Raw genomic sequence first — 11,113 nt, forward strand, 5'->3', positions numbered from 1 at the left:
GGGCGGTTCAATCCTCCACCGGGCGAATGGCGAGAACTGACCGGCGCAGCGCGGAGAGATCCAACGCGTCCGGCGTGAGGTTGCCGAAGCGCACCTGATTGTAGAGTTCGATGGTTCGGAGCGCTTCCGCCGGTGCGCCCCAGCGCGGGCCGTGAAGTTCGGCGCACAACTCTTCCGCCGTCTTTCCCGCACACACCACGCCGAAACGCTGGAGGTGCCGCCGCAGGAGGAGGTAGAGGCGAACGACGCGAAGTTGCTGCGCGTTCAGGGGAAGATTCCTGGGTAAGGGAACCCAGCGCACGCGAACAATGGCCAGGACAAGCCCCACCAGGAGGCCAGTAAGTACAATAAGGGGGGTTACGAAACCCAACATGCCCATCGTGCCCGTCACTTGCTCGCCGTCCGCCGTCTCGGTCTTACCACGGAAGCCCTGTATCACCCCGATCGAAAAATTTTGAAGCCGCTCCACCTGCGCCGCCCGATCAAAGCCCACCACCTCGCGAAACCAGAACATCTTGGCTTTCAACAGACCCCGGGACGCCAGCATGGTCAACCGACTCAAACCGCTGCCCGGCGCATCGTCGCTGCGCGGAGATGGATCAAACTTGATCCACCCGGCCGTGGGGAACCACACCTCCACCCACAAGTGAGCCATGTTGGCGCGAATGGTGTAGGTCCTATCGGAATCATTCCACTCACCGCCCCGGTACCCGAGAACGACACGGGCTGGAATACCCTGACTCCGCACCAGTAGCGCCATGGCGGTGGCAAATTTCTCGCAGTGCCCTTTCCGGTCCCGCAGTACAAATTCATCAATGACCGAGCGCCCCTGCGTTGCGCTGTCGTCGAGCGAGTACAGAAAGTCCGGCCCAGACAGAAAGTTCTGAATCGAAAGCACCTTGTCGTACAGGGTGGGCCTGTCCTGCATCAGATTCCGGGCCAGCTCAATGGATTCTTCACTCAGCGGGCTGAGCGTCAGCACCTCAAGATCGGTCGGGTCCATCTCACTGAAATCAAGGGGGATCTTTCTGAGCTCTTCCATATCCGGCTCGCCCACTTCCGACCAGGCTTCGTAGTTCAGGCGTCGTGAGCCTTCCTTCCTCAGCCGCACCGTAAAGTCGTTGTCGCGGCCCCAGACCACTTCGATACCCTTCGCCTTGTCGTCCACGCGCACCCGTTGCACCAGATCCAGCACGGGCACACCATTTCGGGGCACGTCGTCCATGTAAACCACCTGATGCACGACCGTCGCGTTGGGTCGCATGAAGCGCTCCAGGCGCCGAACCTCGCCGTTTTCGTTGCGCTGCCCCTGGGAGAGATTCTTCACCCCGGGTTCCAGCAAGCGAACCGGCATGTTGTCCCAGCGATTGTCCCCGTATGTGTTCTGAGTCGTGACCCGCCAGTACAGCCAGTCAATGTTCTGTATCTGCCCGTCCGGTTCATCGGGAAACTGCACCAGCATCACCGGCGTCTGATCGTCACTGATGAGGCCGCCGGATTCCAGATCCACCGTATCACCCACGCCGACCGTTTGATTGTCCACCTGATTTCTGCCCAGTACGCCCGCCTCGATTCGGGGCGTGAGGAAGAACCAGAGCGTGGTGAAAACGATCACGGCCACCGAGAGAGACGCCGCTACGGCCGGCATGGAGGAGCCTTTGTCCTGAGGCTGATCCCGATAGGCGTGGTGCAGCATGTAGTCGAGCGACACCAACTCGACGTCGGAACCCTTGCCGCAGGCGAGTTCCTCCATCACGATACGCAGGGCCATGTTGGCCCACACCGCGCTGACCAGAAAAATGAGCAGAATTAAACCGATAATCGGGTCGGGCGTCAGTACGCACGCCGCGAGCAGGAGGAACAGCGACATGAGAAAAAGATGGTAGTAGTTCCTCACCTGCTTGACGTGCACCAGCGTATAACACTGAATGTAGATCACCAGCATGACCACGGTCGGGAGCAAGTCCAGCTCGACAAGACTCAAGGGCAGGAAACAGAAATAGGCGATGGTGATCGCCCGGGACAGCACGCCATAGATCGGGTGATTCGCGTCCAGTCGTTCGCCCGTGCGCCAGAAGGACAGGGCCAGAATGGGAATGAGCAGAATGGCGGGACCCACCTGGGGCACCGCGGCCAGGGCCAGGTAACCGGCAAACACGAACACGGACGTGGAACGCCGCAGCAATGGAGTGTGGGGACTATCCATGAACAAGCTCCCGAGGGTCCAGCACCCTTCCATGTCGCGCCTGGGTACCCCATTTATCCGGATCAGGCGACACGTGAAACACCATGGAATCCACCACGTCCAGCGCGGCAAGTTTCTCGGAGAAGGGTTGCGCGCCGTCGGTCGGCGCAACTTGGGCCAGCATGCGCAATACGTGCCGTTCGTGGCCCTTCCCTTCCCCCCCCGCCAGGAACACCTCCGGGGTGACGATGGAAACTTCATAGCGCCGCCTGAGCAACATGATGGCCACCGATGCGGTAAGCTCCACCGCTTCCTCGAAAGAGTCGTTGAAATTCTCCTGCGAGGGATCCATCGTCGTGTCCAGCGCGAGTATGACCAGCCGTGAGTTGTATCGCGCCAGTTCCCGCACGATCCACTTGCCCATGCGCGCGCTTATGCGCCACACAATTCGGCGGATGTCGTCGCCCACAATGTACTCCCTGAGGGCGAAGAACTCGTCGCCGTCTTCGCTGGCCTGGGTCGAAGCTTGCGAAGCCGTCGGGATGCGTTCCAGCGCGTTGGTGCGCACGGGATAGACGCGGGGATACACCAGAATCTCGGCCGTGTCCTCGAACTGGACCGAGGTCTCGATCAGTCCAAAGGGAAAGCCCGTTACCAGCCGGTACGGTTCCAGGATGTAAAGTCCGCGCCGGTCCTGGACTTCCTCCACCGCCAGGCGTGCGGCCTGCCCGGGCGGAATCTTCAGGACATAACCCAGGGCGGCGGTCGTCGCGCCCGAACGCTCGATTCGGACCGAAATGGCCGAGAACCAACGCCGCCGATTCTCAATCCGAAGATGTACCTGAAAGGGTTGCTTCCGATACGCGGCTTTGGGTGCATTCCGCTGCAACTCCACATCGCGCAAGGCGAGGAAAGCACAACACGCGGAGAGAACAACGAAACTGATTAATCCGCCGACGACGATGTAGAGCAGGTTGGCGCCGGTATTCCAGGCGGCCAGAAGTATCGGGAAGAGGATAATACAGAATCCCCATCCCGTGGCGCGCATTCGCACCTTTCGCTTCTTGTTCACCGTCGGCTTACTCATCAGACGGGCACTTCGGTCCGCTTGAGAATCTCGCGGATCACCCGCGCGCGCTCCTGCGCGGCCATGGAGAGATCCGCGCCTCGGGATTTGACCAGCAGTCGGTGGCTCAACACGGGTACGGCCATCTCCTTGACGTCGCCCGGCGTGACGTAATCCCGTCCCTCCACCAGCGCACGGGCCTGGCATACCTCGTAGAACGCCAGCGAGCCGCGGGGACTGGCGCCGAGCTGAACCTGCTCGTGCGTACGGGTGCCCTGAACAATAGCGAGCATATAGCGGGCCACCGAATCGTCCACGATTATCTCGCCCACGCGTTCCTGAAGCGCGAGGATTTCCTCCACCGTGAGCACCGGGTCCAAGTCATGAATGGCCTTCTGCGGGTTGCGCCGCCGCATGATGCGAATTTCGTCGGCGGGCGGCGGATAGCCCATCTCCACCCGGAGCGAAAAACGGTCCAACTGGGATTCGGGCAACACGTAGGTCCCCTCGTACTCAATGGGATTCTGGGTGGCCAGCACCATGAAGGGCTGGGGCAGTGGGTAGGTTCGCCCGTCGATCGAGATTTGATTCTCGCTCATGGCCTCCAACAGGGCGCTCTGAGTCTTTGGCGGGGTGCGGTTTACCTCGTCGGCCAGCACGATACTGGCGAAGATCGGCCCTTTTCTGAATTCGAAATCATTCGTCTTGGGATCCAGCATCGACACGCCGATGATGTCGGAAGGAAGCATGTCGCTCGTGAACTGAACCCGATTGAAGGTGCAGTCCAGCGAACGGGCTATGCTCTGCGCGATGGTCGTCTTGCCGATACCGGGCACGTCTTCGATCAGAATGTGCCCCCGGGCAAGCAGCCCGATGACGCACATCTTTACTACTTCGTGTTTGCCATAGACAACCTGCTCCATGTTGTCCAGTAATTTCTGAATCTGCGCAGCTACGTTCGGATCCATTCTCGCTCCAGCCCATTCCATCGGTAAAAATCTGCGGTCACGCCAAACACCATCCCCCTCGGAACTAACGTCTTTACGCGCTCAAAGCCAGCGCTCGAACCAGTCGTCCGCCGCGTCAAGCCCTTCATAAGTCATCTGATCCCCGTCATCATGGGTAAAATGCTCGATGGCGCGCGGCGCGCCAAAATACTTGTACAAGCGCTCCACCTGCTCCACCGCATCCCCACAACTCTCCGGATTCGCGTAGGCCGAGTCTCCCAGAGCGGTAATCACCAGCAGCGCGCTCGGCGCGGCCATGGCCAGCAGATGCTCCCAGTCAAACTCGAACTGGCCGCTGTCTATCGCGTCTTTCAACCGGGGAAGGAGCTTGATACCATCTTCCGCCGCCCATCGGGCCACACCGGGATCAGTCGAAAAACGGGTGAACCCGCAACTCGCCACGCAACACTGAACCCGTCCATCAGTCGCGGCCAGCATCAGCGCGTTCGTTCCGCCCAGTCCATGGCCGATGACACCGATCCGCGCCGAATCCACCCGACGATCCCCCTCCAGCACGTCCAGCGCATGAAGGTGATCGTCCAGCATTTTGCCTAGTAGAGAAGCCTTCGGATGGTCCTTGTAGAAGAGGTCGGTATTGTAAGCTTCAGACCGGCTCGAAACGCGCTCTCCCGCCGTCACGCTGTCCGGCGCAAGGGTGATATATCCCAGTTCGGCGTAGTGGGCTGCAAAGGCCATCCGGCCGTTTCCCTCCAGTCCAGCGGGCTCGTCCTTTCCCTGTCGGCAGGCCCGATGGCAACACAGGATTGCGGGCGCATCTTCAACCTCCCGGGGCACGAACATCCAGGCCGATACCCGCGTCCAGTCGTCCACAAAATAGTTCACGCGCTGGCGGATGTAGTTCGGAAACTCCAATTCATCCACCACGCTGAGCTGCAAGTCCGCACGTTTGGCGATTCGTTGACCCAGAACCTGATTTACCGATTCCACAATCTCTTTTCGCGCCCGCGACCAACTGGCCGCGTCTTTCAGCGCTCTGAGGTCTACCATGCTGCAATCTCTCCCGGCAAGCGCCCGTGTATCCGAGTAGGTTTTAACCCATGGTCGCCGCGATGTGCAAATGAACACCTCAAAGATCCGGGTCCCCCACCAACCGGAGTCTCGGCACGGTCAAAAAGGGCGGGCACCGACGCTAAACGGCCTGCCCGACCGATTGTCTTACTGTATTCCCACTTTCCGCAATCCCATGTCATGGGTCCGGGGGACCGGAGGCAACTATAATGCTCCCGGCGGTATTCTATATAATGCCGCCATGAACGAGTCCACGCCCCAACCCGATCTTGAAGTTATCGCCCATTATGGGGCGCTGAAAGCCGAACTTCAGCGCCACAACCACCTGTATTACACACAGGCGGCCCCGGAGATAACGGATCAGGCCTTCGACGCGCTCATGCGGGAACTGGAAGCCCTGGAGGCGGCTTACCCCGGACTCCAGGAACCCGATTCACCCACCCTGCGGGTCGGGGGTGCACCCCTGGGCTACTTCGAGACGGCGGCCCATCGTGTTCCCATGCTCTCCATCGACAACACCTACAGCGATGCGGAACTACGGGACTTCGACGCGAGGGTGCGCAAAGGGCTGGACGGTGAGGCCCCCGCCTATGTGGCGGAATTGAAGCTGGACGGTATCGCCATCTCTCTCGTCTACGAGAATCGCGTGCTCGCGCGCGCCGTTACGCGCGGCGACGGGGTCCAGGGTGATGTGATCACGGAGAATGTTCGCACCATAAAAATGCTTCCGTTGCGCCTGCCCGACCACGCGCCGGCCGATCTGGAGGTGCGCGGTGAAGTCTTCATGACCACCCAGGAGCTGAAACGCCTGAACGTGCTACGCGAGGCCGCCGGCGAAGAGCCCTACCGCAACCCGCGCAATACTACGGCCGGTACCTTGAAGCAGTTGGATTCGCGTGAAGTGGCGAAACGCAGTCTTTCCATAAACCTCTATGACATTGTGCCTCAGGAAGACCAGACGCCGATATCTCATCAGGAGACCCTGGCCCTGCTGAAGTCCTGCGGGCTGCCGGTAAACGAGCACAGCCGACCCTGTGCGGATATTGAGGAGGCCATCGCCGTCTGCGCGGAATGGTCCACACGCCGCTTCGACCTCGACTATGAGATCGACGGCATGGTCATTAAAGTGGACGATCCCGAGCAGCGCAAGCGTCTGGGCACCCGTTCCAAGTCGCCGCGCTGGGTGATTGCCTACAAATTTCCGGCGGAAGTGGGCCGCACCCTTCTGCGCGATATTACCGTTCAAGTGGGCAAGTCCGGCGCGTTGACCCCGGTGGCCGAGTTGGACCCCGTCCCCCTGGCGGGTACCATCGTCAAACGCGCTTCCCTCTACAACTTCGAAGATTTGGCCAAGAAAGACCTGCGCATCGGCGATACGGTCGAAGTGCAGAAGGCGGGCGAGATCATTCCCCAGGTGCTCCGCTTTGTGCCCGAACTGCGCGCCCCGGACAGTGTCCCCTACCCCATTCCCACGGCCTGTCCCGAATGCCGAACCGAGGCCCACAAGGATCCGGACGACGCGGTGCTGCGCTGCCTCAATCTGGCCTGCCCCGCCCAGGTGAAGGAACGCCTGACCCACTTCGCCAGTCGCGCCGCCATGGATATCGAGGGGCTGGGCCCGGCGCTGATTGAGCAGCTCGTAAACCGGGCAAACGTCCACGATCCGGCGGATCTCTACCAGCTTGATGCGGCGACGCTGTCGAACTTGGAGCGCATGGCGGCGAAATCGGCCAACAATCTTGTGACGGCGATTGAAGCGAGCAAATCACGCACCCTGAAGCACCTGCTTTATGGTCTGGGCATTCGCCACGTGGGCAGCCGACTGGCGGAGATTCTGGCGGAGCACTTCGGCTCCATGGACGCACTCATGGCCGCCCAACTTGACGAGTTGAAGGGCGTCGAGGAGGTGGGCGAAGTCGTGGCGCAAAGCGTGGTGGATTTCTTTGACCTGCCGGCGAACCAGTCCCTCGTCGCGCGACTTCGTGACAGCGGGCTCTGTATGACCGAGCAACGGCGCGACGCTTCGGAAATGAATGAGCACATCGCAGGAAAAACCTTTGTCGTCACCGGTGCGCTGAGTCAGTTTACCCGGGACGAGATCCACGAGCGGATCAAGGCCCTCGGCGGCAAGGCTTCCGGCAGCATCAGCGCAAAGACGGATTACCTCATCGCGGGTGAAAAAGCGGGCTCCAAACTTGCCAAGGCCGAGTCCCTCGGGGTGCCCGTGCTCACCGAAGACGATTTCCAGCGCATGCTTGGCGGGTCTTCATGAACCCCCTCCATATTCAAGCACCGCCCACCCTCGATCGGGAGAGCGGAAAGGCCCTGTGGGAACGAATCCTGAAGCAACCTCTGGAGAAAGGCGCTCAGGTCTCTCTCGATCTCGGCGACACGACGGTCATGGACTCTCTCGGGGGCGCGTGGCTGGTCAAGATTGCCGAGCACCTGGACCGGAAGGACGCGCGACTCCGCCTGGAAGGCCATTCCGGCAAGGTGGCGGAGATGGTGAACATGGTGGAACCCGCGCTCCTGCCCCGCCCCCGCAACACGGGTCCACGCCCCGGATTCTTTGAAACCTTTGGCGGCCATGCCATCGAATGGTATACAGAATTCAAAGATTTTGTGGAACTGTGCATAGACGCGATCTACTGGACCATCCTCGCGCCGCTGGAGGGTCGGGGTTTTCGCTGGGGTATCCTTATCGACGAAATTCACGAGATGGGTGTCCGGGCCATCCAGATTGTCTGCCTCATGAACTTCCTGCTCGGGCTGATCATCGCCATGCTCATGGCGAAGCAGGCGGAGTCCTACGGCATCTCCATTTTTGTGGCCGATATCATCATGATCGGCTTCGCGCGCGAACTGGCCGCCATTATGACGGCCGTGGTGGTCTCGGCACGCACCGGAGCCGCCATCGCCGCCGAGATCGCCACCATGCAGGTACAGGAAGAGATCGACGCCCTTCGCGGTATGGGCCTGAACGTCAACCAGTTTCTCGTTGCCCCCAAGCTGCTTTCCCTGCTGATTGTTCTGCCCTGCCTCGTTGCCCTTGGCATGGTGTCGGGAATCTTCGGCGGGGCCCTCTGGGGCGTCTATGTGCTCGGTTTTCAGCCCTCCATCTGGTTCAATCAGACGCTGAACTCCGCCCACATGGGCGATCTCTTCCAGGGTTTCTCCAAGACCATCATTTTCTCCCTCGGTATCGTGCTCATCGGCTGCCACAACGGTTTTCGGGTTTCCGGCGGTTCCCGCGGTGTGGGCCTCATGACCACCCGCGCCGTCGTGATGGACATTTTCATGTTGATCACGTGCGACATCGTGTTTGCGGCCATCTTCTACTACGTGTGGCCCTGATATGGACAGGCACGGCGAGACAGTGCGGGCCACGCCCATCATCGAGGTGAAGAATCTCATCACCTACTACGGGGAAACCCTTATCCTGGATGATGTCTCCTGCGCCGTCTACCCGGGCGAGATCTTCGTCATCATCGGCGGCAGCGGATGCGGCAAGACCACCCTGCTGCGCCACATGTGCGGCCTCCTCCGGGCGAGTGCGGGCAGCATTGTCTATCGAGACCAGGATCTCACCCGCCTCGACGAGGAAGAATTGGCGGTTCTGCAGCGGACCATCGGGATCGCCTTTCAATCAAGCGGACTGTTCAACTCCATGACCGTCGGCGACAACGTCGCCCTCCCCCTGAGGGAATACGGCAATATGGATGAGGAATTGATCGAGGCGGTCGTGCGCATGAAGCTGAGCTTTGTGGGGCTGGGCGACTCCGCCCATCTCATGCCCAGCGAGCTTTCCGGAGGCATGCGCAAGCGGGCGGGCCTCGCGCGGGCCATCGCGCTGGATCCTCCACTGGTCTTTTTCGATGAACCCTCCGCGGGGCTTGACCCCATCATGGCGGCGGGGCTTGATCGCCTTATCCTGGACATGCGAAAGCTCCTCGGGCTCACGTTCGTCATCGTGACCCACGAGCTCGATTCCATCCGGGAAGTGGCCGACCGAATTCTCATGCTCGACCGGGGCAAAGTCATCTTTACGGGCACCCTGGAGGAGGCTGAAAGCACCCGCGTGGAACGGGTGCGACAGCTCTTCGACCGTCGGCCCGATGAATTCATCGCGCAGCGAAACGTATAGTCGCGCCGCTTCGGCGCTCACCATAAATTCAGGAGGCGGGTATGGCCACCAGAAAAGTCAAAGCGAAGGTAGGCGTCTTCCTCGTGATGTGTTTTTCACTCATCGCGGCGGCCCTCAGTTACATTTCCGGCACCTACACCGAACAGGGTGTACCCTACTGGCTCGAGTTTAAGGACTCGGTGCTGGGCGTCTATGAAGGCGGTATCGTTCAGTATCTCGGTGTGCCCGTGGGAAAAGTCACCAACATTTCCGTGACCGCATCCAATCAGGCCCACATCGAAATAGCCATCAACCCCGCCAAGATCAAACTCCGTCAAGGCGTGCAAGGCCAGCTTGTCCTCTACAGCCTCGCCGCGGGCACCATGGCCATCGAACTCTCGGGCGGGAACCCGGAGGAAGGCGCCCTGCCGCCCGGAAGCCAGATACCGGCACGGCCTTCCGCATTCGCGTCGATCAGCACGAAAGTGGAAGAATTGATGGACGACGTTTCAGTCATTGTCGGAAAAGTTGAGACCGGACTCAGCGGCATGGAGCCGGGAGCGCTCACCAACATCCTCGCACGCGTGGATACGATCCTGGCGGAAGCCGAGGGGCTCGCCACCGAAGCGAAGTCCACGCTGGCGGCGGCGCGCGGCACGATGGAATCCCTCGAGGGAAAAATTGAGCCCGTCACCAGCGAAGTCATCGCCCTCAGCCAGAACATACGCTCGACATCGGACGAAGCGGGCGCATTTCTGTCCGTTGCACGGGAAAAGACCGAAGAGCTGGACGTGAAGGCCCTTGGGTCGAAGCTGGACACCGTGCTGGAACAAATCGCCACGCTGACAATGCAATTGAACGGATCCGTCGCAAAGCTCGACTCGTCTTCGGCGACCATGCTTCATGAAGCCGACAACATCGAATACAGCTTCCGCAATACCCTGACGACCACTGCGGAGACCCTCCTCGAACTGGAAGCCCTCATCGGGCAACTCAAGCAGGATCCCTCGTCCCTCGTACGGGGCAAAGCCAAGATAAAGGAATAACCATAATGACGAAGCTGCACGCCGCCCTCGCGGGAATCTTGATGACCTCAGTGGCCACCCTCGGCGGCTGCCTGACCGCCGCCACCATATCTCCCACGCGCTACTATACCATCACCCCGGAGATAGCCGTGGACGCCATGGCAAACTCCGGAAAGTCCCTGGGCATCCGCCCCCTGATCGGCGCCAAGCCCTACAAGCTCGCCGTGGCCTACACGGCTGAGGATAACCGCCTCGCCTACTATCATGACGCGGAGTGGGCCGATCTGCCCGCAACCATGGTCAACCGGGCACTGACGGATGGACTCATCAAGCTCGAGGGTTTTTCGGAGGTGGACGACGCCGCAAATATCGCCCGCCCCAACTTTATCCTTACCGGAGAACTACGGCGCTTTGAGGCGGACTACAACCGGGAGACGCCGGCGGCGGTAGTCGAGATAATTTGTATTATTCGGGATACGGAAAGTGGCGTGAGTCTTTGGCAGGGTTACGTGACGGGAGAGACCCCCTTCCCCGCCAGTGCGGAAGGTGAGAGCCTTCATTCCGACGCGTCTCTGGCGAGCGTCGCCGAAGCCATGAGCACCTCGGTGGCCAGCGTGGTCACCCAGACCTGCAAAAAAATTGGCGCCGCGCTCTGAGCGAGGCGGCGCCAATCGTCAA

The 11,113-nt window shown here is 60.5% G+C and carries 9 protein-coding genes; 5 read left to right on the forward strand and 4 right to left on the reverse strand.

Going from position 1 to position 11,113, the window contains the following annotated elements; all coding sequences use genetic code 11:
- Nucleotides 1-7 precede the first annotated feature (7 nt).
- The 4 genes from JNK74_03145 to JNK74_03160 form a co-directional block, all read right to left on the reverse strand.
- Entirely contained in the window at nucleotides 8-2,206 is a 2,199-nt protein-coding gene (locus JNK74_03145; GenBank protein MBL7645167.1) for a DUF3488 domain-containing protein, read from the reverse strand.
- Nucleotides 2,199-3,272, reverse strand: coding sequence for a DUF58 domain-containing protein (locus JNK74_03150; protein ID MBL7645168.1), 1,074 nt, complete (start codon nucleotides 3,270-3,272; stop codon nucleotides 2,199-2,201). Before JNK74_03150 ends, JNK74_03145 begins: the two co-directional genes overlap by 8 nt.
- Complete coding sequence (locus JNK74_03155; protein ID MBL7645169.1) at nucleotides 3,272-4,219, reverse strand: MoxR family ATPase; 948 nt, start codon at nucleotides 4,217-4,219, stop codon at nucleotides 3,272-3,274. The genes JNK74_03150 and JNK74_03155 overlap by 1 nt, the downstream gene beginning before the upstream one ends.
- An 81-nt stretch (nucleotides 4,220-4,300) precedes the next feature.
- The gene (locus JNK74_03160; GenBank protein ID MBL7645170.1) at nucleotides 4,301-5,266 is read right to left on the reverse strand and encodes a dienelactone hydrolase family protein; all 966 of its coding nucleotides are present in this window, start codon (nucleotides 5,264-5,266) and stop codon (nucleotides 4,301-4,303) included.
- 262 nt (nucleotides 5,267-5,528) lie between these two features.
- Between JNK74_03160 and ligA the strand changes: the two genes are divergently transcribed.
- From ligA to JNK74_03185, 5 genes are read left to right on the forward strand one after another with little or no spacing between them, the layout of a single operon-like run.
- On the forward strand, nucleotides 5,529-7,559 hold the full coding sequence (ligA, locus tag JNK74_03165) for an NAD-dependent DNA ligase LigA (protein MBL7645171.1): 2,031 nt from the start codon (nucleotides 5,529-5,531) through the stop codon (nucleotides 7,557-7,559).
- Entirely contained in the window at nucleotides 7,556-8,641 is a 1,086-nt protein-coding gene (locus JNK74_03170) for an ABC transporter permease (protein ID MBL7645172.1), read from the forward strand. The genes ligA and JNK74_03170 overlap by 4 nt, the downstream gene beginning before the upstream one ends.
- Nucleotide 8,642: 1 nt before the next feature.
- Nucleotides 8,643-9,431 carry an ABC transporter ATP-binding protein gene (locus JNK74_03175; GenBank protein MBL7645173.1) on the forward strand — a complete coding sequence of 263 codons (789 nt, stop codon included), beginning with the start codon at nucleotides 8,643-8,645 and terminating at the stop codon, nucleotides 9,429-9,431.
- Nucleotides 9,432-9,472: 41 nt separating this feature from the next.
- Nucleotides 9,473-10,456: an MCE family protein gene (locus tag JNK74_03180; protein ID MBL7645174.1), complete on the forward strand. Its 984-nt coding sequence runs from the start codon at nucleotides 9,473-9,475 to the stop codon at nucleotides 10,454-10,456.
- Nucleotides 10,457-10,461: 5 nt separating this feature from the next.
- A complete protein-coding gene (locus tag JNK74_03185; protein MBL7645175.1) occupies nucleotides 10,462-11,091 on the forward strand; it encodes a membrane integrity-associated transporter subunit PqiC in 630 nt (209 codons plus the stop codon).
- The last annotated feature ends 22 nt before the right edge of the window (nucleotides 11,092-11,113 follow it).

The sequence above is a fragment of the Candidatus Hydrogenedentota bacterium genome (assembly GCA_016791475.1).
Lineage (GTDB): Bacteria > Hydrogenedentota > Hydrogenedentia > Hydrogenedentales > JAEUWI01 > JAEUWI01.

Bases quoted from the DNA above. Each gene is read 5' to 3' on its own strand.
- ligA (MBL7645171.1), top strand. From the start codon at position 5,529: ATGAACGAGTCCACGCCCCAACCCGATCTTGAAGTTATCGCCCATTAT.
- JNK74_03150 (MBL7645168.1), bottom strand. From the start codon at position 3,272: ATGAGTAAGCCGACGGTGAACAAGAAGCGAAAGGTGCGAATGCGCGCC.
- JNK74_03180 (MBL7645174.1), top strand. From the start codon at position 9,473: ATGGCCACCAGAAAAGTCAAAGCGAAGGTAGGCGTCTTCCTCGTGATG.
- JNK74_03145 (MBL7645167.1), bottom strand. From the start codon at position 2,206: ATGGATAGTCCCCACACTCCATTGCTGCGGCGTTCCACGTCCGTGTTC.
- JNK74_03185 (MBL7645175.1), top strand. From the start codon at position 10,462: ATGACGAAGCTGCACGCCGCCCTCGCGGGAATCTTGATGACCTCAGTG.
- JNK74_03175 (MBL7645173.1), top strand. From the start codon at position 8,643: ATGGACAGGCACGGCGAGACAGTGCGGGCCACGCCCATCATCGAGGTG.
- JNK74_03160 (MBL7645170.1), bottom strand. From the start codon at position 5,266: ATGGTAGACCTCAGAGCGCTGAAAGACGCGGCCAGTTGGTCGCGGGCG.
- JNK74_03170 (MBL7645172.1), top strand. From the start codon at position 7,556: ATGAACCCCCTCCATATTCAAGCACCGCCCACCCTCGATCGGGAGAGC.
- JNK74_03155 (MBL7645169.1), bottom strand. From the start codon at position 4,219: ATGGATCCGAACGTAGCTGCGCAGATTCAGAAATTACTGGACAACATG.